The sequence below is a fragment of the Amycolatopsis sp. PSD-21 genome (genome assembly GCF_055561455.1).
In genome coordinates this window covers 376,937-399,753 of sequence record NZ_CM145712.1, presented here as the reverse complement: position 1 = coordinate 399,753, position 22,817 = coordinate 376,937, and the positions used below count along the sequence as shown (strand labels likewise).

At 67.9% G+C, this 22,817-nt stretch carries 25 protein-coding genes and 6 tRNA genes; 13 read left to right on the top strand and 18 right to left on the bottom strand.

Features of this window, described 5'->3' with window-relative positions:
• Positions 1 to 61 precede the first annotated feature (61 nt).
• From ACZ1DY_RS02105 to ACZ1DY_RS02095, 3 genes are all read right to left on the bottom strand, one after another.
• Entirely contained in the window at positions 62 to 847 is a 786-nt protein-coding gene (locus tag ACZ1DY_RS02105) for a metal-dependent hydrolase (RefSeq protein ID WP_465485810.1), read from the bottom strand.
• 54 nt (positions 848 to 901) lie between these two features.
• A complete protein-coding gene (locus tag ACZ1DY_RS02100; protein WP_126732363.1) occupies positions 902 to 1,255 on the bottom strand; it encodes an STAS domain-containing protein in 354 nt (117 codons plus the stop codon).
• Between the two features lie 214 nt (positions 1,256 to 1,469).
• Complete coding sequence (locus ACZ1DY_RS02095; protein WP_037315146.1) at positions 1,470 to 1,778, bottom strand: WhiB family transcriptional regulator; 309 nt, start codon at positions 1,776 to 1,778, stop codon at positions 1,470 to 1,472.
• Between the two features lie 136 nt (positions 1,779 to 1,914).
• On the opposite strand from ACZ1DY_RS02095, the gene ACZ1DY_RS02090 reads away from it, so the two are divergent.
• From ACZ1DY_RS02090 to ACZ1DY_RS02080, 3 genes are all read left to right on the top strand, one after another.
• Entirely contained in the window at positions 1,915 to 2,331 is a 417-nt protein-coding gene (locus ACZ1DY_RS02090; RefSeq protein ID WP_016330768.1) for an ATP-binding protein, read from the top strand.
• Positions 2,328 to 3,101 (top strand): SigB/SigF/SigG family RNA polymerase sigma factor, encoded by a 774-nt coding sequence (locus ACZ1DY_RS02085; protein WP_306855993.1) that lies wholly within the window; start codon positions 2,328 to 2,330, stop codon positions 3,099 to 3,101. Before ACZ1DY_RS02090 ends, ACZ1DY_RS02085 begins: the two co-directional genes overlap by 4 nt.
• 77 nt (positions 3,102 to 3,178) lie before the next feature.
• A complete protein-coding gene (locus tag ACZ1DY_RS02080; protein ID WP_257483765.1) occupies positions 3,179 to 3,604 on the top strand; it encodes an ATP-binding protein in 426 nt (141 codons plus the stop codon).
• On the opposite strand, the gene ACZ1DY_RS02075 is transcribed toward ACZ1DY_RS02080, so the two are convergent.
• Complete coding sequence (locus ACZ1DY_RS02075; RefSeq protein ID WP_257489860.1) at positions 3,573 to 4,049, bottom strand: MarR family transcriptional regulator; 477 nt, start codon at positions 4,047 to 4,049, stop codon at positions 3,573 to 3,575. The genes ACZ1DY_RS02080 and ACZ1DY_RS02075 overlap by 32 nt on opposite strands.
• Before the next feature lie 55 nt (positions 4,050 to 4,104).
• On the opposite strand from ACZ1DY_RS02075, the gene ACZ1DY_RS02070 reads away from it, so the two are divergent.
• Positions 4,105 to 4,740, top strand: coding sequence for a nitroreductase family protein (locus tag ACZ1DY_RS02070; RefSeq protein ID WP_257483764.1), 636 nt, complete (start codon positions 4,105 to 4,107; stop codon positions 4,738 to 4,740).
• Here the strand turns inward: ACZ1DY_RS02070 and ACZ1DY_RS02065 are convergent.
• Together ACZ1DY_RS02065 and ACZ1DY_RS02060 are read right to left on the bottom strand one after the other, a co-directional pair.
• Positions 4,718 to 5,374, bottom strand: coding sequence for an alpha/beta fold hydrolase (locus ACZ1DY_RS02065; protein ID WP_465483464.1), 657 nt, complete (start codon positions 5,372 to 5,374; stop codon positions 4,718 to 4,720). The genes ACZ1DY_RS02070 and ACZ1DY_RS02065 overlap by 23 nt on opposite strands.
• A 28-nt stretch (positions 5,375 to 5,402) precedes the next feature.
• The gene (locus ACZ1DY_RS02060) at positions 5,403 to 6,071 is read right to left on the bottom strand and encodes an HNH endonuclease family protein (RefSeq protein WP_038507695.1); all 669 of its coding nucleotides are present in this window, start codon (positions 6,069 to 6,071) and stop codon (positions 5,403 to 5,405) included.
• 159 nt (positions 6,072 to 6,230) lie between these two features.
• Here ACZ1DY_RS02060 and ACZ1DY_RS02055 point away from each other — a divergent pair, with 159 nt between their 5' ends.
• Complete coding sequence (locus ACZ1DY_RS02055) at positions 6,231 to 7,223, top strand: tetratricopeptide repeat protein (protein WP_465483463.1); 993 nt, start codon at positions 6,231 to 6,233, stop codon at positions 7,221 to 7,223.
• Here the strand turns inward: ACZ1DY_RS02055 and ACZ1DY_RS02050 are convergent.
• Together ACZ1DY_RS02050 and ACZ1DY_RS02045 are read right to left on the bottom strand one after the other, a co-directional pair.
• The gene (locus ACZ1DY_RS02050) at positions 7,220 to 8,113 is read right to left on the bottom strand and encodes an SWIM zinc finger family protein (RefSeq protein WP_465483462.1); all 894 of its coding nucleotides are present in this window, start codon (positions 8,111 to 8,113) and stop codon (positions 7,220 to 7,222) included. The two genes, ACZ1DY_RS02055 and ACZ1DY_RS02050, sit on opposite strands and share 4 nt — an antisense overlap.
• A gap of 4 nt (positions 8,114 to 8,117) precedes the next feature.
• Positions 8,118 to 8,786, bottom strand: a complete 669-nt coding sequence (locus ACZ1DY_RS02045) for an SDR family oxidoreductase (RefSeq protein ID WP_465483461.1) — start codon at positions 8,784 to 8,786, stop codon at positions 8,118 to 8,120.
• Between the two features lie 47 nt (positions 8,787 to 8,833).
• On the opposite strand from ACZ1DY_RS02045, the gene ACZ1DY_RS02040 reads away from it, so the two are divergent.
• Entirely contained in the window at positions 8,834 to 9,400 is a 567-nt protein-coding gene (locus ACZ1DY_RS02040) for a TetR/AcrR family transcriptional regulator (RefSeq protein ID WP_465483460.1), read from the top strand.
• Here the strand turns inward: ACZ1DY_RS02040 and ACZ1DY_RS02035 are convergent.
• Positions 9,397 to 10,596: a hypothetical protein gene (locus ACZ1DY_RS02035; protein ID WP_465483459.1), complete on the bottom strand. Its 1,200-nt coding sequence runs from the start codon at positions 10,594 to 10,596 to the stop codon at positions 9,397 to 9,399. The genes ACZ1DY_RS02040 and ACZ1DY_RS02035 overlap by 4 nt on opposite strands.
• Positions 10,593 to 12,179, bottom strand: coding sequence for an AAA family ATPase (locus ACZ1DY_RS02030; RefSeq protein WP_465483458.1), 1,587 nt, complete (start codon positions 12,177 to 12,179; stop codon positions 10,593 to 10,595). The genes ACZ1DY_RS02035 and ACZ1DY_RS02030 overlap by 4 nt, the downstream gene beginning before the upstream one ends.
• Positions 12,180 to 12,220: 41 nt before the next feature.
• Between ACZ1DY_RS02030 and ACZ1DY_RS02025 the strand changes: the two genes are divergently transcribed.
• The 6 genes from ACZ1DY_RS02025 to ACZ1DY_RS02000 all read left to right on the top strand — a co-directional run bounded on the left by ACZ1DY_RS02025 (position 12,221) and on the right by ACZ1DY_RS02000 (position 14,468).
• Positions 12,221 to 13,228: a phosphorothioated DNA-binding restriction endonuclease family protein gene (locus ACZ1DY_RS02025; protein WP_465483457.1), complete on the top strand. Its 1,008-nt coding sequence runs from the start codon at positions 12,221 to 12,223 to the stop codon at positions 13,226 to 13,228.
• Positions 13,229 to 13,550: 322 nt separating this feature from the next.
• A tRNA-Trp gene (locus ACZ1DY_RS02020) sits at positions 13,551 to 13,619 on the top strand.
• Positions 13,620 to 13,740: 121 nt separating this feature from the next.
• Positions 13,741 to 13,814, top strand: a tRNA-Arg gene (locus ACZ1DY_RS02015).
• A gap of 101 nt (positions 13,815 to 13,915) precedes the next feature.
• Positions 13,916 to 14,004 (top strand) — tRNA-Ser (locus tag ACZ1DY_RS02010).
• Between the two features lie 3 nt (positions 14,005 to 14,007).
• Positions 14,008 to 14,079 (top strand) — tRNA-Arg (locus ACZ1DY_RS02005).
• 206 nt (positions 14,080 to 14,285) lie between these two features.
• Positions 14,286 to 14,468, top strand: coding sequence for a hypothetical protein (locus tag ACZ1DY_RS02000; protein WP_257483754.1), 183 nt, complete (start codon positions 14,286 to 14,288; stop codon positions 14,466 to 14,468).
• Between the two features lie 18 nt (positions 14,469 to 14,486).
• On the opposite strand, the gene ACZ1DY_RS01995 is transcribed toward ACZ1DY_RS02000, so the two are convergent.
• The 8 genes from ACZ1DY_RS01995 to ACZ1DY_RS01960 all read right to left on the bottom strand — a co-directional run bounded on the left by ACZ1DY_RS01995 (position 14,487) and on the right by ACZ1DY_RS01960 (position 21,491).
• Positions 14,487 to 14,560, bottom strand: a tRNA-Arg gene (locus tag ACZ1DY_RS01995).
• A 42-nt stretch (positions 14,561 to 14,602) separates the two neighbouring features.
• A tRNA-Ser gene (locus ACZ1DY_RS01990) sits at positions 14,603 to 14,692 on the bottom strand.
• A gap of 65 nt (positions 14,693 to 14,757) precedes the next feature.
• Positions 14,758 to 16,407, bottom strand: coding sequence for a phosphatidylglycerol lysyltransferase domain-containing protein (locus tag ACZ1DY_RS01985; RefSeq protein WP_465485809.1), 1,650 nt, complete (start codon positions 16,405 to 16,407; stop codon positions 14,758 to 14,760).
• Positions 16,408 to 16,440: 33 nt separating this feature from the next.
• Positions 16,441 to 18,417 carry an acetoacetate--CoA ligase gene (locus ACZ1DY_RS01980; RefSeq protein WP_465483456.1) on the bottom strand — a complete coding sequence of 659 codons (1,977 nt, stop codon included), beginning with the start codon at positions 18,415 to 18,417 and terminating at the stop codon, positions 16,441 to 16,443.
• Positions 18,418 to 18,436: 19 nt separating this feature from the next.
• Complete coding sequence (locus ACZ1DY_RS01975) at positions 18,437 to 19,198, bottom strand: ESX secretion-associated protein EspG (protein ID WP_465485808.1); 762 nt, start codon at positions 19,196 to 19,198, stop codon at positions 18,437 to 18,439.
• Entirely contained in the window at positions 19,198 to 20,331 is a 1,134-nt protein-coding gene (locus tag ACZ1DY_RS01970; protein ID WP_465483455.1) for a PPE domain-containing protein, read from the bottom strand. The genes ACZ1DY_RS01975 and ACZ1DY_RS01970 overlap by 1 nt, the downstream gene beginning before the upstream one ends.
• Positions 20,331 to 20,810 carry a hypothetical protein gene (locus tag ACZ1DY_RS01965; protein ID WP_257483750.1) on the bottom strand — a complete coding sequence of 160 codons (480 nt, stop codon included), beginning with the start codon at positions 20,808 to 20,810 and terminating at the stop codon, positions 20,331 to 20,333. Before ACZ1DY_RS01965 ends, ACZ1DY_RS01970 begins: the two co-directional genes overlap by 1 nt.
• A gap of 48 nt (positions 20,811 to 20,858) precedes the next feature.
• Positions 20,859 to 21,491, bottom strand: a complete 633-nt coding sequence (locus ACZ1DY_RS01960; RefSeq protein WP_034319814.1) for a dienelactone hydrolase family protein — start codon at positions 21,489 to 21,491, stop codon at positions 20,859 to 20,861.
• A gap of 97 nt (positions 21,492 to 21,588) precedes the next feature.
• On the opposite strand from ACZ1DY_RS01960, the gene hisC reads away from it, so the two are divergent.
• Positions 21,589 to 22,644, top strand: a complete 1,056-nt coding sequence (gene hisC, locus ACZ1DY_RS01955; protein ID WP_192747552.1) for a histidinol-phosphate transaminase — start codon at positions 21,589 to 21,591, stop codon at positions 22,642 to 22,644.
• Positions 22,645 to 22,817 lie beyond the last annotated feature (173 nt).

The following is a 22,817-nucleotide window of genomic DNA, read 5'->3' as shown; positions in this document are numbered from 1 at the left end:
TTCCCCTCCTCGAACCGGGTCCGGCGTTCCGATTCAACGCCGTCGACGACGAGGGCATTCCTCACTGCACCGCGGTCTGCGTGCCCTCCGGCGGGAAAAAGCCCTGGACGGTGGTGAACAGGTACTCCCAGACACCCGGGATCAGCACCACCGCGGCGACCGCGAACACCGGGAAGATCAGCCGGTTCTCCACGTTCTTGCCGGTGCGGAACCGCAGCGCCTTGGGCGGCCGGATCTCGTACCAGGTCTCACCCGCGATCGGGATCGGGAACAGGAACGGGCAGCCGGACTCGGTCAGCGCGTCGCCGAGGCAGTGCACGAAACACCCGGCCGCGACGGCGACGCCGAGCCAGCCGGAGATCTCCGCGAGTTGCGCCGCCTTGTCCGGCGGGGCGGTCCACACCCACCAGGCGACCGCGGCGCCGCTGACCGGCAGGAGCCAGTCGCCGAGCGCTCCTTCGGCGAGCAGCAGGCCGAGGACGACGACACCGAACACCGCCCACGGGCCGCCCTCGGCGGTGCCCCAGGAGGTCAGGAAGCCGAGACCGACGGCGAACAGCACGGTGTGCGAAAGATGGCGGTGCTTACCGGTGACCTTCTCGTCCCGGGGTCCCTTGGTCAGCGCGTACAGCGCCGCCGAAACCCGGCGGAGCAGCCAGGAGATCGCGCCGGTGAACCAGCCGAGCAGTTTCGACGCGCGGGCGCCCGGGTGGTCGAGGTCGGGAAGGAGGGCGAAGCCTGCCGTGGTCGCGGCGAACACGACCGCTTGATGCACCGTCCCCGCACCGACGACGGGCGCGAGCGCGAGCCCCGCGCACCATCCGGTCAGGGCATGCGTGCGCCCCATCATCGTGCTGCCCCCAGGTGTCGCGGATCACGAGCCCACGACCGTATCGGGGGATCAGGCGGGAGGCTCCTCCGACACGCTGAGGTGCTCGGCGACGCCGGTGAGCTCGATCACCCGGCTCACCTGCGGGCTGGGCACGAGTTCGAGCTCGACCTCCTTCTCGGCGGCCTGACGCTGTGCCTGGAGCACCACGTTCAAGGCCGAGGAGTCGAAAAACGTCACGCCGGTCAGGTCGGCGACCACCCGACCCGACGGTTTGTCCGTGATCAGGGCCCCGAGGGTCTCCTGAAGCTGCGGGCTCGTCAGCAGGTCGAGCTCACCGGTGACCACCACACGCGGTTCAGACGCGTCGGCGTCCAGCGTGATGCTGAAACCGGGCGGCGTGGTGTTCTGGTCCGCTGCGGGCATGCACATTCTCCTCATCAGGTGAGAACCGACGCTCAGCGCCGGAACGCGCCTGTGGTCTCAAGCGACGGCCGCGCCCAGTCCGGACACGGACGCACGCTCTTCTTCGGCGGGTAGGCGTGGCTGTCCCCGCAACGACAGTCCCAACCCTAACCCAGTACGGACGGGGCGCCACGATCGCCGTCGCGCGCGTCGCCGACCGGTGCCCGGGACGCGCTCAATGCGCGGTCAACGCCTTGCGCCCGGCGCGGCGTTCGCGGAGGAACAGCTCGCGGCGCTCGATCTCGCCAAGACCACCCCAGATGCCGTACGGCTCCTGCACGGCGAGCGCGTGCTTGCGGCACTGAGCCAGCACGGGGCAGGTCTGGCAGATGGCCTTGGCCCGCGATTCGCGCCGCTCACGAGCCGAACCGCGCTCGTTGTCCGTGTGGAAGAACAAGCTGCTGTCGGCGCCTCGGCACGACCCACGGAGCTGCCAGTCCCACTCTTCCGCCACCACGTTCGGCAGCCGGCTCACGTCAGCCATGTCGGTCCCCGCCTTCCCAGGAGATCGTTTGTCGCCGGTTACATGCCCGCCCCCTGCGCGGCTCAAACGTGGGTTTGGTTTGCTCACACCCAGGGCATCTGATCGATCGGCAGCGCAGCTGGAGAGAGGAACACACGTGGTGGACAACACCCCGCCCGGCGGCGAGGGCGCTCAACTCATCGAGGTACGCACGGCCGCGGTACCGCACGTGGTACCGACTCTCCGGACGATCGTCGCGGACATCGCGATGCGCCAGGACTTCGACCTGGACGCGGTCGAGGACCTCCGGATGGCGGTGGACGAGGCCTGCTCCATGCTGCTCCCCTCGGCCGCCGACGGGCACCTGACCTGCGTCTTCTCGTGGAAGGACGGGCGGATCGAGGTGACCGTCTCGGTGCTTTCGGATTCTCCGGAACCCGACGACGAGACCGGTCTGTCCTGGCAGCTGCTCACCGCGCTGGCGACGTCCGCGCGACGGAGTGTCACCCCGGCCGACGGCGGCTACCTGTCCAGGGTGGAGCTCATCCGGGAGAGCGAGGCGGCCCGGCCGTGACCGAACCCGTCGAGCAAGACGGCGCGGACGTTCCGGCCCTGTTCGAGCGCATGTGCGCGCTGCCACAGGACTCCCCCGAGCGCGAGACGCTGCGGGACGAACTGGTGCGCGCGCATCTCGAACTCGCGCGCAACCTGGCGCGCAAGTTCCGCAACCGCGACGAGTCGATGGAGGATCTGGTCCAGATCGCCACGATCGGGCTGATCCACGCCGTCGACCGGTTCGACCCCGGCCAGGGCAGCGACTTCCTGGCCTTCGCGGTCCCCACCATCTCCGGCGAACTGCGGCACCACTTCCGGGACAACAGCTGGTCGGTGCGGGTGCCGCGGCGGCTCAAGGAACTGAACGCGAACATCTCCGCCGTGCGCGAGGAGCTGACGGTCCGGCTCTCCCGCGCGCCGAAGCCCAGTGAGATCGCCGCCCATCTCGGCGTCCCGATCGACGAGGTCTACGAGGGTCTCCGTGCCGGCCAGGGCCGGTATGGCGCTTCCCTGGACAACCTCCTGGAGAACTCGGCACACACCCGCTTCGGCGAGGCCGACGCCAATCTGAGTCAGGCGGAGCTGCGCGAGGCGCTGCGGCCGATGCTGGAGCGGCTGCCCGACCGTGAGCGCAAGATCGTCGCGCTGCGGTTCGGGTCCGGGATGAGCCAGTCGGACATCGCGCGCCGTGTCGGTGTTTCCCAGATGCAGGTGTCGAGATTGCTGGCCGCCACGCTCAAGAAACTGCGGGAAGGACTGACCGAGACCGAACTCACCGACGGGACCTGATTCGACCACGGCCCTTGTGGGTATCAGGGAGGCGAACAGCGGATCTGGGAGTCTCTCGTGAGGGGAGGTGCGGAACCATGACGATGTCCAAGACGCGATCGGAGGGCTCGTTGCCGGTGGTCTCCCTCCCCTTGCCGGTCGATGTGACGGCACCCGCCGTCGCGCGGCAGGCGGTGCGAGCGACTCTGGCGGGCTTCGGCCTCGACGGCCCGTCGGTCGACGACGTCCTCCTGGCGACCTCCGAGCTGGTCACGAACGCCTTCGAGCACGGCGAGAAGCCGGACAGGCTCGAGGTCGAGTACTCCGACGGAAGGCTCACCCTGCGGGTCTTCGATTCCGGGACGAACCGGCCGAAGCTGAAGGAGCCGTCGCCGATGGCGGCGCGCAGCCGCGGTCTCCAGCTGGTGCACGCGTTGTCCGACGACTGGGGCCACGAGCTCTGCTCGGGCGGGAAGTACGTCTGGGCCGTGTTCAGTCTCGACCGGGCCGACGCTCCAGCTTGAGCGCGGCGTCCGTTTCGGCGATGCGTTCCCGGAGCGATTTCCGCTCCAAGGCCTCGACGGCGGCGATCAGTACCTCCCTGAGCGGGTACGGCAGTTCGGCTTCCAGCTGCGCGGCCGCGGCACTGGTCGCCGCCCACTCGGCTTCGAGCGTCGGCATCAGGCGCCGCGTCTTCTCGGTCAGCGAAACGATCCGCTGCCGGGCGTCGGTCCCGGGCCGGAGCGAGACGAGGTCCTGTCGCGCCATCTGCGCGATCGTCTGACTGGCCGCGGAATGGGTGACGCCGACTTCGGCGGCGAGGTCGCGGATGGGCAGCGGCCCGTGCGCGACGATCGCGCGGACGAACGGGGTGAACCGCGGGCGGTAGTCCCCCAGGCCGATGTCCTCGAAGAACGCGGCGACGTCCGCCTCGGTCACTTCGAGGACGTGCCTGAGCAAAGTGCCCATCCCTCGTTCGCGCGGCGGCCTCCCCACCAGCGGATCATAACGACATAATCGCCGGATGACGCCCGAAGAGCTGCTGACGACCACCCGGACCGTCCGCAAACGACTGGACCTGACCCGGCCGGTGCCTCTCGAACTGGTCAAACACGCCTTGCAGGTGGCGCTGCAGGCGCCGAGCGGATCGAACACCCAGCGCTGGCACTGGCTCGTGATCACCGATCCCGGGCAGCGGGCCGAGCTCGGGAAGCTGTACCAGCGGGCGTGCCGCGAGTACCTGGATTCGCCGCGGGCGGCCGGGAAACTGTTCGCGGACGACCCCCAACGGTCGAAGGTGCAGAAGCGCGTCGGCTCCAGCGTCGAGTACCTGGCCGACAAGATGGGCGAAGTGCCCGTGCACGTCATCCCGTGCCTGGAGACGAACAGCGCGGAGCTGCCCGCCGGCAATCAGGCCGGTCTGTGGGGGAACCTCCTGCCCGCGGTGTGGAGCTACATGCTCGCGGCGCGCGCCGTCACGCTCGGCACCGCGTGGACGACGCTGCACCTCGCGTACGAGAAGGAGGCCGCCGAGATCCTCGGGCTGCCGGAGAACGTGCACCAGGCCGCGCTGATCCCGACGGCGTTCTACACCGGCGACACCTTCAAGCCCGCCGCGCGTCAGCCGCTCGAAGAGGTCATGCGGCTGGATCGCTGGTGAGGTAGGACTCCAGCCGGTCCGCCAGTTCCTTGGGGTGGCTCAACGGCACGGAGTGCGGGCCGTCGATCTCGTCGGGGGCGAAGCCGAGCCTGTCCTGGACGACCCGGCGCTGGAACTCGGGCGTGAAGAAACGGTCATCGCGCCCGATGAGCACCTTCGTCGGGACGTCCGGCCACTCGTCCAGCGGCCACGGCTGTCCCCATTCGGCGCTGACCTGGTTGCGGCCGTGCGAGCCCGCCTCCGCGACGATGTCCGCGGGGACGCCGTTGTAGAACTTCTCCTCGTCGGTGAGGCCCTCCGCGTCCTCGAAACCCGTGTTGCCCCACCAGTCCCCCGGCGTCTCGCCCGGTTTCGGGATCATCGGGGTCAGCATCACGAGCAGCCGCGCCGAAAGCTTCCCGGCGGCGATCGGCGCGGTGAAGCCGCCGTAGGAATGGCCGAGCACCACCAGGTCTTCGCGGTCGCCGGCCGCGTTCACGACCGCGTCGACGTGCTCCGGGAAACCGGCCTTCTCGTTGTCGATCGGCAGGTTCACCGCGACGACGTCGTGCCCGCGGCCGGTCAGCTCCGCCTCGAGGAGGTGGAAGTCCCAGGCGCTGCCGCCACCGCCATGGATCAGTACGAAGGTCGTCATGGCCACAGCCAACCCGAAGGCGGACGGATCAGCAACGACCGAGCATGTCGCTGAGCGCGCTCTTCTCGGCGGTGGTGATCGTGAGGCCGTAGTAGTGCTTCACGGTGATCCAGTCGGTGGCGTAGGTGCACCAGAACGAGACGAGCGGCGGCTTCCACTGGTCCGGCGCCTTGTCGCTCTTCTCCTGGTTGACGTTGTCGGTGACGGCGAATAGCTGCGGGCGGGTCAGGTCGTTCGCGAACTGGCGCCGCTTCTCGTCGGTCCACGATTTCGCGCCGCTGACCCAGCTCTGCGCGAGCGGGACCATGTGGTCGATGTCGACGTCGGTCGGCTTCGTCCAGGTCTCGCCGTCGTAGATGCTCGTCCAGCTGCCGGAGGTCGGGGCGCAGTCGGAACCGGCCTTCACGTCCTTGCCGTCACGCTTGAGCACGAACTCGCGGGTGTTGCAGTTGTTCCCCTGGTTGTCCCAGTGCGGGTACTTCTTGCGGTCGTAGCCGTCCATCGAACCGCGCGGCGCGACGGTGAGCTCGTCCAGCTGCTTGCGCGCGTCGGCGGCGCTCGCGGGGTTGGCGGGCTTCGGCTGCAGCGCGTCGCCTTTGCCGCTCACGAACCAGAAGACCGCGAGCACGACGGCGGCGAGGGTGATCAGCAGGAGCAGCCGCTGAGCCGTGGTCATCTGGCTGGTACGCGTTGCCACCGCGCGGTTCCTCTCGACAGGGGGTTGGGGGGAGCGCCAAGTATCGCCGCGCGGCGCGGGGAAACCGGGTGCGACACGGCGATGACACCCGGTAGTTGTTGTCACATCGGGGCCCTGAGCAGCGACTACCCCAGCGACGCTGCCGGAAGGAGCGGGCTTGTGGGCGAGGGAAAACGTAAGTGGAACACCCGGGTCGACGACTATCTGAACCGGAAGGCCGCGGAGCGCGGTCATGTGATCGCCATGGCGCGTATGGGATCCACCGCGTTGGAGCGCGGGGATCTCGACGAGGCGGAGGCGTGGTTCCGGAAGGCCGCCGAGGGCGGGGACAGGGTCGCGATGGGCAACCTGGCGCATCTCCTGACCGAGCGCGGCGTGCCCGAACAGGCCGAACGCTGGTACCGCGAAGCCGCGACCGCCGGTGATTCGCATGCCATGTCGCTCCTGGGAAATCTCTGCGCGAAACGAGGCGATTCCGCCGCCGCCCAGGACTGGTGGCGACGGGCGGCCGCCGAAGGCCGGGCCGAGGCGATGGCGGAACTGGCGCGGGCGCTGCACCGGCGCGGCGAGCTCGAAGAGGCCGAGTACTGGGCGGGCGAGGCCGCGGAGGCCGACAACGTCGAAGGGATGATCACGCTCGGCGCCGTGCTCTGCGACACCGGCCGGACGTCCGAAGCGGATCCCTGGTGGCGCAAGGCGAGCGAAGAGGCCGACGCGACGTCGCTGATCAAACTCGGACACCAGGCCCAGCAACGGGGCGACCTCACGCGCGCCGAAAGCTGCTATCACGCGGCCGCGGCCGCCGGCGCCCCCGACGCCGCCGTCCGCCTCGGCCTGGTGCTGCACCGCCGCGGTGAACTCGACGCCGCCGAACGCTGGTATCTCAAGGCCGCCAAGCGGGGTGACGCGGCCGCGATGACGAACCTGGGCGTGCTGGCCAACGACCGGAACGATCCTGGCGAGGCCACCGCCTGGTACCGGAAGGCCGCGGAGCTCGGCAGTGTTCCCGCGTACACCAACCTCGGCAGGCTCGCCGCCGACCACGGGAACTTCCAAGAGGCCGAGCACTGGTTCCGCGCGGCCGCGGACACCGGCGACCAAGCGGGGCTGAAGGATCTGGAGGAGCTGTACCGCAACCGTCAGCGGTACTAGGCCTTCCAGTTCCGCATCGCCGCGAACCCCTCGCGCAGCCGCTGGAGTTTGCGGCTGCGGTACGGGTCTTCGCCGTCGTCGAACCGCCACCGCTCCTCGACGCCGGCGCGGAACACCGCGAGCCCCTCGAAACCGAGACCCGCGGTGAAGTCCGCGATGTTCACGTCGACCCGGCCCGAACCGTCGAGGTCCAGCCGCAGCAACCACTCCGCGAGCTCCTTGGGCTCCGGCGGCGAGTCCGCGCAGGCCTCGGCGTACAGCGCGAGCGCGCCCCGCGCCTCGTCGCCGAGCGCGCCGAACGAATCCTCGACGAAGTCCAGCGCCTCCACCACCAGCTCGACTATGCGGCAAAGCAGCGGCCCGTCCATGAGTTCCCTGGCGGTGGCGAGCACCTCGCGCACCTTCTCGGTGTACGCGACCGTGCCCTGGAAGCCGACGAAACCGCGCAACCGCAACGTTCCCTCGACGTGCCGCCGCAACGCGTCGAGGTCGCCGCGGCCCGCCTTGAGCGAGAGTTTGCGGAACAGGGCCGGGTCCTCGTTCGCGTGGGCGACGAGCAGCTCGACCAGCTCGGCGCGGTCCAGGGTCTCGACGTACCCGCGGATGTCGGCCGCGCCGCCGTCCGCCACGCCCTCCAGGACCAAGAGCCCGACGGCCACGCAGTGCTTGCAGAAGAAGCCGTCCGCCGCGTGCGGGCAGGAGCACTCGCCGACCAGCTCGCCGTCGACGTTGCGCAACCGGACCGTGTACCGGTCGGTGCCGCTGACCACCGCCGTGACCCCGCCCGCGACGTCGTCCAGCGTCTCGACCGACTCCAGGTACTTGGCGCCACGCGCGAACGAGACGTCACCGGCCTGCCTGCGGAGTTCGTCCTCGCTGAACCACGTCACCGGCCTATTCTGCGCCTTGGCCCGGCGGCCCGAGGAACAACCCGCCGCTCGCCTCGATGACCTGCCCGGTCACCCACCGGGCGTCGTCGGAGGCGAGGAACGCGACGACGTCCGCCACGTCCTCCGCGGTGCCGAGCCTTCGGTGCGCCGTAAGGGTTTTGATGGCTGCCTCCAGCTCCGACGTGAAGATCGCGCCGTTGTCCGCGGTCCTGGTGGCGCCCGGCGCGACGACGTTGACCGTGATGCCGCGCGGTCCGAGCTGGTGGGCGAGGGTGCGGCTCATCGTCTCGAGCGCGCCCTTGGTCATCGCGAAGGAGGTCTGCGCCGGGTTGGCCATCCTGGTCGCGACCGACGAGACGTTGACGATGCGGCCGCCGTCGTTCAGCGGTGCCCGCTGGATGAGGAAGTACGGCGCCTTCACGTTCACCGCCATCAGCCGATCGAAGCTTTCGGGCGTGTCCGACTCGATCGGGCCCGCCGGCTGGGCGGCCGCGTTGTTGACCAGGATGTCCAGGCTGTCGATGCCCTCCAGGGCTTTGTCGACACCTTCCATGGTCGACAAGTCGGCCTGTTCACTTGATCGCCTGATCGTCCGGATGCCGTCTTTCTCGAGCCTCCGCGCGATCGCCGCCCCGATCCCCCGTGACGCCCCGGTCACCAATGCCGTCTTCATCGCTCACCCCAGATGTTAGTGACTAACACTTTGATAGTGTCTACCACGTGAGCCTCCGAGACCGCCAGCGCGCCGAAACCCGGCTTCAGGTGCAGACGCACGCCATCCGCCTCTTCACCGACGTCGGCTACGACGCGACCACCGTCGCCGACGTCGCCGCGGCCGCCGGCGTCTCGGCGATGACGGTCTACCGGCACTTCCCGACGAAGGAGGACCTGGTCCTCTACGACGAATACGACCCCGTGACCGCTTCTGCCGTGCTTGATCAGCCTCCTGGCCCGCTGCCTGCGCGGATCGGGCGCGCGCTGGAGTCGACCGCCGCCTTGGGGTCTTCGCAGGAGAAGGCGTTCCTGCTGGCGCGGCTACGGCTGATGATCTCGGTGCCGGCGCTGCGGGCGCGGCATCTGGACAGCCAGTACGCGACGGCCGATGCGATCGTGGCCGCCCTCTGCGGTCCCTCGTCTTCGCCGGATGAGGAGTTTCAGGTGCGGGCTACGGCTATGGCGTGCCTTGGCGCCGCCCACGTCGCGCTCGTGCGGTGGGCGGAGACGGACGGGGAGGCGGATCTGGCGGGGTTGATCCGGGAGGCGTTGACCAGCGTCTTTGGGGACTAGCTAGTTAGCCACTTGGTGAAAACCCGCGTCAACTCGGCCTTGAGGTGTTCGGGCGCGCAGTACGTGAGCGGACCTGCCATCGTGTGCCCTACCCCTACCTTCGGGACAGCCTCGATCGGTGCTACGACAAACGCCTCACCCTCGTTTATAAGCGACGTCCTGGCCTCGACCAAGTAGGCGAGAGCCTGGTCGTAGCCGCTCCGCAAGTACACACCTTTGTCGGTGTACTTGCATTCAATGACCACCCCGCGCTTGTTTGCAGGGTCCATCAGGAACAAGTCCGCACCCCGAACATAGCCACGGCGCACCAACCCGCGGGTCGCCTCGACGTAAGGTTCGGTGTTCTTGGTGAAGTCCCAGATTTCCGACGCTTCGAACCACAAATCCCACGGCGCTGCACCAGGAACTTCTACTCGAAACGCGGGACCGCGCGAGCGTCCAGCTAGCGGACGGCGGCTAACCGGCCGACATTTCTGTTCTCTCAGCACACCGAGCATCGTTCCTAATACGCAAAGGTGAAAAAGCCGCCACCTGATCTCGTCGTCTGGAGTCAGCAACTCGGCAGCAAGCCGAGCCAGATCACTGGTTTCTTCCTGGCGGAGCAGATCGGACAGATCTCCGACAACCCGCCACAACGGTCCGGCACGCCGGATTCCTTCGACCATAAGCCGATCCGGCGGCTCAGCTTCCACAGCTTGCAGCTCCGACGTCGCCACCAGATCGTCCAAAGTGGACAGCTGTACCTGTACCTTCTTTCCGATCGAAGGACGCATCTCCTTGGCATGCAGGTGTACTGCAATGAGACGCTCGACCGTCCAGCGCAAGGTGCTCAGCAGTTCGTCGTCCACCCCACGCCGACGGGCGCGCCCAAAAAATTCGGTCGGCGACCACCCCTGTCGTCGAGTAGCCGGCCAGTCGATAGCTCCCCGCGGAGACCGGCTGCGCACCGTCTCCGCTTGGCTGACAACGGGTAAGACCTTCAACCAGTCCTGGACGTTCGTAGGTAGCTGCTCAATCAGAGGTCGGCATTGTTCGAAGAGGATGAGGTGTGCTCGACGCTCGACATCCTTCTCCGTCCACTCGAATTCATCCTCGCTGAGGACTGCGGCCAAGCCCGCATACAGCTCACCCTTACCGGACCAGCTACGGAAAAGCTCCACAAGACCGTCCTCGGGAAAGGACAGCTTCTTCGTCATCGAAGAGCCTTCAGATGGTCAAGCAGCCAATCCCACTGATCACCCAGCACCGCAGCTGAGCCCAGCTCAGTTCCCAGCCTGCTCAGCCTGCTTCCGTCGTAGCCGGACAGCCAGGATCCCATGCACGCCAGATAGCCCTCGGCAACCAACTGCGTGAGGCCAGACTCAGCATCTGCCAGCAGCCCCGAAGCCACATAGTCGGAAACATCAAGGAGCGCCGCAGGCCCCATCGGGTCCAGAATGTCGACTTGAGCAGCATAAATACGTTCCAGAATGCCGCGAAGACGCTCTGCTTGCGGCTCTGGCACTTGTGCGTCGGCCCCAGCGATCCTGTTCCGGAGGGCCGTGGAGAACTCGTCACCTACCGGGGCTGACACCGGAACATGACTGAAGCGTCGACCGAGTGCCTGGCCGAACCGGAACACGCGCTGCGCATCGACAGCGTTGTAGGTACCGATGAGTCGCCAGTCAGTCCCAGCCACGTAGTAGATCGGCTCGTTCGATGAGCCTTCTCCTCGAAGGCGTTCTTCGCCAACAACAACGCTTTCCGGCTTCGTACCCCAGGTAAGGATGATCGGGCTCGACCTCGGATCTGGACTGACACGGCCAACCATGACCTCCTTGCCAGAGAGCCACGTCAACAACCCGCCGAAGATTCGGTCCAGATCAGCACGATTGGCCTCATCGAGGACCAGCCACTGATCTTCTGCAATGGCTTCAAGTACGTGGCCCGGGCTGAATCGCAAGTGCCCGTCGTCGTCAACGGTATCGCCGCCAACCAGATCTCGGGTAGTCCATGACTCGTCCGGAGTAACGATGAGTGGGTTGTGTACGAGCCCCATCCCGAAGGACTCTGGTTCCCTACCGATTTCTTCAATGAGCTCGCCAACCAGCTGGGTTTTCCCTGTTCCGGGCGGGCCAACCAACATCACTGACTTACTGGACCGCACCGACAACCGAAGCATTCGTCGGATTCGTTCGTCGATGACCAGCGGATGTGCAGGTGTCCTCACCTTCCGATCCGTGACCACGACACGCTCCAGCAACTTCCCGAAGAACTTGGCTACCTCTTCAGCGGACGTGATCTCGGCGTCGATCTGCATGCCGACCCACTTGACATCCCAGCCAGCCCCACCTTGGCCGAGAAGAAGCGCGGCGGGCGTCTCGTTCGAGCGCAGGTATTCGCGCAGCGCGCCTACAGCACGGTCGGTGTCAGTTGAAGGGACGACCACCACCACGAGCTCAGCGTTCTCGACCCGTGTTGAACGGTCCAGTTGACCAGCCAGCTCGGCCGCCCTGCCGATTTGAATTGCGGCAACGCGAGTCGCTCGGATGCCAGCAACGCTTCCCAGGTAGTACTCAAGGCGCGAGAACTTCGTCCCACTGGGTGAGTCCAGATCGACCTCGCCCAGGCCGTCTCGGAGCAACCTCTCGGGCGTCCATTCCTCCGCTTCAGTCATGAGCACGAAGGTACCGGCGAGCACGCGACGAGCCGTCACGCCACGCGCGGTAAGCAGCCCCAGGCGCGCCTTCCCGATAGCAAGCACGCTTCGCGCCGGGAGTTGCGCGTACGCAACCTTCACGCCACTACACTCAGTCGTCTGCGTCACACGGAGGGGTGGTTGTGGACGAGAACGGCCTGCACGAGCAGCTTCGTCAGCTTCAGACCAAGAAGGTCGGAGGCCAGCCCGCGCTGCACAAGCCCTTGTTGCTGCTCTGGCTCTTCGGTCGATATCTCGATGAGCGCTCCTCTGTCACGACGTTCGACGCCGCGGAGGCTCCCCTTGCTCACTTGATTGATCGGTTCAGTCTGCGGAAGGTGCCTGCATCACAGCCCTTCTGGGAGCTGGAACGGAAGTTGTGGACTCCGCTGACAGGAGACGGGTCACCCATCGCCGAAACTCCTCGGTCAGCGAAGTGGCTACGGGACAACGGAGCACGAGGCAGCCTCCGCGATGAAGTAGTGAACGTCCTCGACGAACCTCGTGGCGTCTTTTCAGCGGCCGACGTGCTCTACGAGTACTTCGCTCCCAGCGTCGTTGACGAACTCCGAAGCGCAGTCCGACTCGTCCCGCCAGTCTTTCTCCGTCCCGCCGTACTGAAACGCGAGACACCAACAACGACCTCGAAGCTATCGCCGACCCCGCGGTCAAAAAGCAAGGAAGTTCCCATCGCGTTTGAACGGTCGGTTCGTAAAGCAGTCTTCAAGTGGCTCGAAGAACTGGCAGCGCAGAACGGTGGCCCGATCCCGTTCGCACAGCTGACCAACTTTACCTTCGAAGACACACGTATCGCGGTCCTCAACCCTCAGTCCGGCATTCACAAGCCAGCGAAACTCGGTAGCGCCTTGTCGATTAAGACGGTGTACAGGCGCCCGACCGAAGAACGCCCGTACGAAGACGAGTTGGACGGAAGTGGCCGAATTCTTCGCTACAAGTATCGAGGTGAAGACCCGCTCCACTCTGACAACGTCGCCCTGCGGAACGCCATGGAGCGCAAGCTTCCCCTCTTCTGGCTCAAGGGGGTCGACCCTAACGCAAACTATGAAGCACACTTCCCTCTGTGGCTGACGGCAGAGCGACCGGAGGAGCACCTCTTCGAAGTGTCGTTCGACGGGCCGCCGCAGGACTAGTCGTCCATACCCTGATCGCTACACCACAAATGCGTTGCATTGGAGCAGTTGGTAGGTCATAGTTGACCTACCAACCAGACACAGGAGTAGTCATGATGAACACACACGAGCGAAAGGCACAGCGCCAGCATCCGACTGTCGCGGCCGTCGCCATGTGTTCGTCGCCCTGTTCCTGGCGGCCTTCATCGCGGCCTCACCAGCGGGTTCTGGTCGACGAAGGCTCCCCATCATGACGCCATAGCGCGTGTGATGTCAGGGAGCCGCCCATCGGGAAACCGATCCGGGCGGCTTCTCTCTTTTTGCTGCGCGAAAGCAATTCCCTATCGGCGAGCTTGGGAAGCGGAACGGTCTCCAAAACCGTGTCCAGGGGGTTCGACTCCTCCCGCCGGTGCTCGACGCTGGCCACTTCAGCGCGAACCTTGAGAACTGAAGACTTTTCCCAAAGCTCGTCCCCGTCGTCGAAGAGGCGGCCAGGACGCGCGCCGGTGGAGGCGTGCACTCGCCTCCACTTCACCCCTGTAGCTCAGGTGGACAGAGCGCCGCACTACGAATGCGGAGGTCCCAGGTTCGAGTCCTGGCAGGGGTACTGGTCGGCGTATCCGAGGGGGATACGCCGGTCGGCGGATGTGGGGCTCTGGCGACCCGCCTGATGCGGGCTCAGTCACCGCGTCCGACGAGCAGCACCGAGGAGGATTGGCCGAGTCCGGTAAGGCAACCGTCCCGAAAACGGTGGTCGGCGTGAGAACGTCGCGCAGGTTCGAATCCTGCATCCTCCGCAAGCCCTCGTGGTCCAACGGATACGACGCCGGCGTCCGAAGCCGGGAACGCAGGTTCGACTCCTGCCGGGGGCACGGGATCATCGCGCTTCTTCCGGAGCTCGTAATCCCCGCGACGTCCAGCGCAGAGGCTCCGACACCAGCCCCGGACCTCGGCCTGAAGTGGTGCCGCGATCGAGGACTTGCATCGGCTGCCGGACGCAGATCGCTTAGGCGTTAAGGGTTCTGCTGCGAGCACCGTGGCTTCGACACGAACTGAGCGCGCCGGTGCGGGAGCGCTCATGGTGCCCCTGCGGCGAAGCGACTGGTTCACGCAGATGATCCTCGACGAGACGCGCACGACAAGCACACTGCGGCTGGTTCTCATCGCGGCGGTGGTGATGCTCGCGATCACCTCGCCGCCGACGGCGCTGAGTCCACAACGGACAGACAAAAAGGCCCTCCCGCGAACGGGAGGGCCTTAGTGCTGTCTCAACCAGACGTGCGCCCGAAGGGATTCGAACCCCTGACCTTCTGATCCGTAGTCAGATGCTCTATCCAGCTGAGCTACGGGCGCTTGTTCAGTTATCAATCTAGCACCTGCCGGAACAGGTACCAGCGGAGGCTCCGGGATTTGAACCCGGGAGGGGGGGTTACCCCCAACCGCATTAGCAGTGCGGCGCCATAGACCAGACTAGGCGAAGCCTCCCAGGCCCAACGACCACTGCTCAAATAGGTTACACACCCCGCGGACCCCCTCGGAAGGCACCCCCCTTAGACGCGTTGCAGGGCTCTGAGCAGGCGATATGGGCGCCCGCCGAGTCCTTCGGCTTCGAAGACGGCGACGCCGACTCGGGGGAGGTCGCGGGCTGCGGGGTAGGTCAGGTAGCGCGGGACCCAGCGGGGCCGGAACTTCGCGTTGAAGCGGTAGAGGGTCTCGATCTGGATCCAGCGTGAGAAGAATCGCAGTGTCCGGGCGGACAGGCGGGCGACGGGGCCGGCGCCGATGCGCTGGCCTTGCTCCAACACCGCGCGGAAGGCGGCGAAGTTCAGGGAGACGTGCTCGGCGGGCGTCGTCAGGAGCAGCTCGGAGATCATCAGTTCGTTGACGCCGTTGTCGGCGGCCCGGTCACGGCGCATGACGTCCAGGGAGAGGCCCTTCTCGCCCCAGGGCACGAACTGGAGGACGCCGCGCACCCGGCCGTCGTGTTCGGCGGTCACCAGGATCGAGCCTGGGTCGCCCATTCGGCCGAGTGCCATCGAGAAGCCGCGTTCCGTATCCGTGCCGCGCCAGGTGGCGGCGAGGGTGCGGAGTTCGTTCAGCTCCTCGTCGCGAAGGTCTTCGGCTTTCCGGATGCGCGCGGTGTAGCCGGCGCGCTTCGTGCGCGAGACGGCTTGGCGGACTCCGCGCATGACGCGGCCTTCGAGGGTGAAGGTGCCGGTGTCGACGACGGCCTCGTCGCCGATCTCCAGCACCTCGAGTCCGAAGCGTGCCCAGACGGTCGCGCCCAGTTCCGAGCAGCCCATGGCCGCCGGGGTCCAGGCATACCTGCGGCAGACGTCCAGGTACTCCTCGATCGCGCCGGGCCACGCTTCCGGGTCACCGAGCGGGTCCGCCGAGCACAGCGCGACCCCGGCGATCACCCGATAGGTCACCGCGGCCTTCCCCGACTTCGAGAAGACCACGAACTTGTCCCGGCGCAGGGCGAAGTACCCGAGCGAGTCCCGCTCCCCCAGCAGCCCCCTGAGCCGCTCAATGTCGTCGTCGGTCAGCTCCGGCGCGGGTTCGGCCGAGCGGAGCAGGAAGTACGCCGCCAGCAGCACCGCGGCGATCCCGAACAGCAGGCCGACGGCGGCCGACAGATCCTCCAGCCACAGCGCGGGGAACGTCACCGGGCCGCTCACGCCGACCAGGGCCAGCGCCGACTGCGCCAGGCGGTCGCCGGCACCCGCGTCGACAGGCGCGACCGACAGCAGCACGAAGTTGATCGCGATCCCTGCGACCGTCAGTTGCAGGAAGACCCGGACCGCGCGCCATCGGCCGGTGACCGGATCGGGCAGCGCGATGAAGTGGCGCCGCGTCGCGATCAGGGCGATCAGCAGCGCGAGCGACACGAGACCCGCGCCGAGGGCGTGCCGCAGCCCGAGGTGCGACACGGTCAGCAGCGCGGCGGTGGCGACCGCCAGCTGCCAGGCCCGCCGCTTGCGTCGTTTGAGACCGGTGGCGAGCAGCATCAGCAGCACACCGGTCACCAGCACGACCGTCGCCGCGCCGACCGTGGCCTCGTGCGGCAGTTCCAGCCATTCGGCGACGCGTCCGCGCAGGGTGCGCCGCCCGGCCGGGACCAGCACCGAGACCACGGCCAGCAGTCCGGCCAGCCGTGTCACCCAGGTGATCACCGCCACCGAGGTGGCCCCCGCCACCCGCCAAGCGCCCGCCAACTTCCGTCCCTACGTTCAGCTCCTCGCCAGCTCCACGAACGGTACAAGGGCGTCGGGGTTCAGCAGGGCGTCCCGGCTCACGGCGCGGTCAGGGGAAACACCCGAAAGGATCTTCTTGACCGGAACCTCGCACTTCTTGCCGTTGAGCGTCCGAGGCACCTCACTCACCTGGACGAACCGGTCGGGCACGTGCCGCGGCGAGAGGGCCCCGCGCAGTTCCTTGCGCAGGACGGGCTCGACCTCGTCGAGCGACGCGCCCTCGGCCAGCACGAGGAAACACAGGAGCTGCCCGTCCTCGTTCCCCGCCGCCGACGTGTCGATCACCAGCGAGTCGGCCACCTGGTCGAACGACTCCACGACCCGGTAGAACTCGGCCGTGCCCATCCGGACGCCGCCACGGTTGAGCGTCGAGTCGCTGCGCCCGTAGATGACGGCGGAGCCGCGTCCGGTGATCCGGATCCAGTCGCCGTGCCGCCAGATCCCGGGGTACATCTCGAAGTACGCCTCGCGCAGCCGCGAGCCGTCCGGGTCGTTCCAGAAGAACACCGGCATCGACGGCATCGGCTCGGTGATCACCAGTTCGCCGACCGTCTCCACCACGGGTTTCCCGGCCTCGTCGAACGCGGCGACGGCGGCGCCGAGCGCTCGGACCGAGAGCTCGCCCAGCCAGACCGGGACGTCCGGGGCCGACGCGACGAACGCCGCGCACAGGTCCGTGCCGCCGGACACCGAGCAGATCTGGACGCGTTTGCCGACCTCGTCGACGATCCACCGGAAGCCCTCGACGCTCAGCGGCGCGCCGGTGGAGCCCAAGGCGCGCAACGCGGTGAGGTCGTACCGCTCGGCCGGTTTGATACCGGCCTTCAGGCAGCTCTGGATGTACGGCGCCGACGTGCCGAAGTAGGTGACGCGGTGCTGCTCGGCCAGGTGCCACAACACGTTCAGGTCCGGATGGCCGGGGCTGCCGTCGTAGAGCACGATCGTGGTGCCGGTCAGCAGGCCGGAGATGAGGAAGTTCCACATCATCCAGCCGGTGGTGGTGAACCAGAAGAACCGATCGCCGGGGCCGAGATCGCTTTGCAGGGCAAGGGCTTTGAGGTGTTCGAGGGTGATCCCGCCGTGCCCGTGGACGATGCCCTTCGGCAGGCCGGTGGTCCCCGAGGAGTACAGCACCCACAGCGGGTGGGCGAAGTCGACGGGCTCGAACGCCAGCTCCGCGCCTTCGTTGTCGGCGAGCAGCTTGTCCCAGTCGAGCGTGCCGTCGAGGCGGCCGCCGGCGTAGTCGACGAGCACGGTCGCTTCGAGCGAGGGGATCTCGTCCCGCAGGGAGTTCACCGTCGACCGGCTGTCGAACCACCGTCCATTGTAGACGTAGCCGTTGACCGCGATCAGCACCTTCGGCTCGATCTGCGCGAAACGGTCGGTGATCGCGCGGACGCCGAAGTCCGGCGAGCACGACGACCAGATCGCGCCGAGGCTCGCGGTGGCGAGGAAGGCGATCAGCGTCTGCGGGCAGTTCGGCGCCAGCGCGACGACCCTGTCCCCTTTGGACACTCCCAGCTTGCGCAGCCCTTCCCGCGCGGAGGCGACGGCGGACCGCAGGGCGCCGTACGTCAGCTGCGACGACAGGCCGTCTTCGCGGTGGAAGATCACGGCGACCTCGTCGTCGGCCTTCGCGGCGCCCGCGACACCGGGCATGAGCGAGTGCTCGGCGTAGTTCAGCGTGCCGCCCGCGAACCACCGGGCGTTCGGCATCTCGCCGGAGAGCACCTCGCCGGGCTGGTCGTGCCAGCGCACGCCGAGGAAGCCGGCGACGGCGGACCAGAACTCCGGCCCGCGCTGGACGGAGAACTCCCACAACGCGTTGTAGTCGTCGACCTCCACGCCGCGTTCGGTGCGCAGCCACTGGCGGAACGCGTCGATCTTGGTGTCGGGCAGGCGGCTCGGCTCAGGGCGCCAGAGCACTTCTGGGGCGTCGGCGGTGTGCGTCACCCCGCGATGTTAACCCTCGTTAACCGAACTTGCGAGCCCCCGTGAACAGCTCGTACGCCATCGTCTTGAGCCGCGACGCGTCGAGCGGGGTGACGGTCAGCCAGCCTCGATCGCGACGGAGCCCGTAGCGGCCGTCGGGGGTGTCCACCCAGGTCAGCGTCCCTTCGCCGCGTACCCAGCGGCCCTCCCACGACTTCCTGGCCGCGCCGAGCCGCCCGCCGCCGATCCGCTGCGTCGCGATCCGGACCAGCACGATGACCTCGGGTTCCCGCAGCCCGGCGTCGCGCAGGACGTCGGAGAACGCCGGCTGCCCGCCGCGCTCTCCGGCCTCGCAAGCGGCCGTGTAGTCGTCGACCCGCAGGTTGACCGAGAGGCCCCGCCCCTGCTCGCACGGCGGCAGCGCCTGCAGCAGGGTCGCGGCGACGAGCGGCTCCCGCAGCGCGGACAGCTCGACGTCGGTGCCCGAAACCCCGATCGCGACCGCGCCGCGATCGGACACGCAGCCGACGGCCCGGTACGCCGGTTCGCCGTCGAGCCGCAGGTCCAGCGTGAGTTCGCTGTTCGCGACGGTGTGCAGCAGCCGCACCAGCCCGGGCGCTGGTGAGTCGACCGTGCCGAGGCCGCGTTCGGACAGCGTCGCGCTCGCCGTGGCCACCAGTTCCGCCCGGAACTCCGGTGTCCGCCCGACATGCGGGACCTCCAGCACCGCGGGCAGTTCGTCGCGTCCGTGCGCCGACCAGAGGAGGAACAGCTCGCCGACGTGCAACCGGATCCAGTCCATCAACGGTCGGTCCTCGGGTCTTCGCCGATGACCGGCGGCGTCACATGCCCGCCGAGCCCCCAGACGTCGGAATCCTCGACGAGATAACCCGGGGACTTGCGGCTTTCGTTGTCCTGCTGCCCTTGCGGCGGCATCATCCCCATCGGCATCCCGCCGACGCCGCCGATCCCCGCGGCCGCGGCCCTGGTCCCGGCGACCTGGCCGGGCTGCTGCCCCGACGGGCCGAACCCGCCGGCACCCGACCGGCTGCCCTGCCCCAGATCCTGGGCGGTGCCGGCGACACCGGGCGGCGGTGCCACGGCACCGCTGCTCGCGCCGGGCTGGCGCGGCGTCTCGACCGGCTCCCGCACCTGGATCGGAGCGGCGTCGTCTACTCCGCTGCTGCTCGTGGAGTCGTCCGGCGGTGTCTCGGGCTTCGGGTCTGGCTTCGGGTCGGGTTCCGGCTTCGGTTCTTCGGGTTTCTCGAGGATCTTCGGCTGTTCGCCGTACGACACGAACTGAGGGACCTTCTCGTAGACCTCGCCGGAACTCCGCTGCATCCGCGTCATCACGTCGGCGGCCTGACGGTGCAGGTCCTGCGCGTTCTCGTCGGTGGGTTCGGCGACGATCCGCCCGGCTTCGGCGAAACTCCCTCCCGACGGCGACGCGGCCGACATGGCCTGCGTCGAATCCTGATCCGCGACCGGGATCGGGCGGCGCGTCGGCCTCTCCGGCAGCTTGGGCCGCGGGGCGTATCCCGGCGGCTCGGGCATCGTGCGGCGCGCGGTTTCGGCGATATCCGCCTGGCGGCGCACGCAGTTCGCGACGTTGTCGGCGCGCAGGCTCGTCTCGCTCGCCCAGTCGACGAGCTTGATCGCGACGTCGCGCGCCCGCTCCGCACCCTCGCCCGTCCAGCCGTCGGCCGTCGCGATGATGGCCGACCTCAGCTCGGAACCGATCCGGTCGAGGACCACCCCGATGGTCGCCCACTGCCCGGCGACGGCTTCCGCGCTCGCCAGGTCCAGCTCGTTGTGGACCATCTCGTAGAGCTGCCGGTGCGGGATGGTCATGTAGTCGATGTCGGCGTAGAGGCTGTCGGGGCCGGGTTCCGGGTCGGGCTCGCGCGGCGGCCACGGCATGGGCAGGATCCGCATCAGCGCTCGTCCTTCCGCTCGTGGTCGACGACGTCCTCCATGTCGAACCGGCGGGCGATCCGCTCGATGCGTTCCTGCCCCTCCTCGTCCGCGGCGACGTACAACTTCCGCGCGGCCTTCACGGTGAGCTGGAAGTCTTCGAGGACACCGGCGAAGTCCGTGAGGACGGGTACGGCGGCTTCGGTCCCCTTGGTCGCGGCGCCCTGGAAACGTTCGCTCATCGTGTGCCCGACGAAGTTGTCGCCCAGCTTCAAGGGCGCCTTGAGCTCCGTCGAACCCTTGATCAGGGCATCGAGCTCCTGACGGGCCTTCACCAGCGCGTCGATGAGCTTCTTGGCGGCGTCCTCGGTGACCTTGACGGTCCCCTTCTTGGCATCGGTCTTGGCGGCCCGGACCTTGCTCGCCAGCGGCACCAAGGCCGGCGCCGAAGCTCCGAACGCGGCCTGTGCCGTCACGCGCGTTTCGGGTGACTGTGCCATCGGACCCCTCCCCTGTCACATCTCAGGGGAATGCTAGCGCGAACGGCGTCATCGCAGGTGGGCGTCGAACCAATTCAGCGTGCGCTGCCAGGCCTCCGCGGCCGCGTCCGGATCGGCGTCGAAACGGTGGTTGGCGCCTGGGTAGTGGACGACGTTCGTCGCGACGTTCGCCGTCGCCGCCGCGTCGCGAAGTTGCTCCACTTCGGCGCCCCCGGCCTCGTCGCCGGCGTCGCCGTACATACCGAGCCAAGGGCTGGTGAGCCGTCCGGCGATTTCGACCAGGACCGGCAGCCCGGTGACGCCCTGCCCGCCGACGCTGACCGCCGCGCCCAGCCTGCGGTTCGACGCCACGACCAGCGCGGCCGTCCCGCCGAGGTCGAAACCGACGACACCGACGAGATCCGCCTGGATTCCGCGCTCACCGAGCCACGCGAGCGTCGCGTCGGTGGCTTCGAGCAGGTCCTGCTGGGTGAGGTCGTCGCGGTCGAGATGCGGGGTGACGGTGAGCCAGCCTTCGCCGGCGAGACCGGCCAGGAGCAGGCCCAGACCCTCTTCGACCTCTTCGGCCTCCTCGTGCAGCACCACGAGCCCGCCGCGGACGACACCATCCGGTTCGGCGAAGGTCAGGCGCAGCGTGTGGCCGTCGGCGTGCTGGTGTTCCACGGTGGTCGTCAGGGTCATTCCTCCATCAGACCACTCTTAGGTAAATATTCGGAGCTTGCGCTCGCGCGGGAGGATACGGTGTCGGAGCCGTCCCCCAGACGTAGGAGCGCCGAAGATGTCACCTGTTTCGCCGCGTGCGGATCTCGAATCGTTGCCGAAGTACGTCCCTGGCCGGACAATCCAGGGCGCGATCAAGCTGGCGAGTAACGAGGTCCCCGGTGGGCCGCTGCCGAGTGTGGCGCAGGCCATAGCCGAGACGGCGCAGGGCATCAACCGGTACCCGGACATCACCGCTTCCGGGCTCGTCGAGCGGCTGGCCCGCGAACTGAACGAGCCGGTCGAGCGGATCGCCGTCGGCTGCGGTTCGGTTTCCCTTTGCCAGCAGATGATCCAGGCCCTGTGCGGCCCGGGTGACGAGGTCGTCTTCCCGTGGCGTTCGTTCGAGGCGTACCCGATCGTCACGCAGGTGGCGAACGCCGTCAGCGTGAAGGTGCCGCTGACCGCCGGGCACGGCCTGGACCTGGACGCGATGCTGGCCGCGATCACGCCCAAGACGCGGCTGGTCTTCGTGTGCAACCCCAACAACCCGACCGGGACGGTCGTGCGGCGGGCGGAGCTGGAGCGCTTCCTCGACGCCGTGCCGTCGGGTGTGCTCGTCGTGCTCGACGAGGCGTACAAGGAGTTCGTGACCGACGCCGAGGTGCCGGACGGTGTCGAACTCGCGCGCGGCAGGGACAACGTCGCGGTACTGCGGACTTTCTCGAAGGCGTACGGCCTCGCCGGTCTTCGCGTGGGTTACGCGGTGGCGCCCGAAGCGATCACCGTCGCGCTGAAGCAGGTCTACGTCGCGTTCTCGGTGAACATGATCGCCCAGGCGGCGGCCATCGCCTCGCTCGACGCGGCCGACGAGCTGCTGGAACGCTGCAAGGAGATCGTCTCGGAGCGCACGCGCGTCCGGGATGCCTTGGTGGCCAAGGGTTACGAGGTGCCGGAGACGCAGGCGAACTTCGTCTGGCTGCCGCTGGGCGAGCGGACGACCGAGTTCGCGGAGCACGCGCTGGAGCGCAAGCTGATCGTGCGTCCCTTCGCGGGCGAAGGCGCGCGAGTGACCATCGGGACGCCTGAGGAGAACGACCTCTTCCTCGAAGCGGCCGGGGATTTCCCGCGCTGAGCAGGTTTTCGGGCGGCCCGTGCTTCGCCGACCCGCGTTTAGTCGGCTAAGTGCGGGCCGTCCTTTCGAGGGGCAAAGCAAGGGTGCCGTCGCGAAAGCCACTTTCGCGACGCCTGACGTCCCGAAAGTGGCTTTCGCGACACGAGCACCAGGCCCAGGCCGCCGGGGGAAGC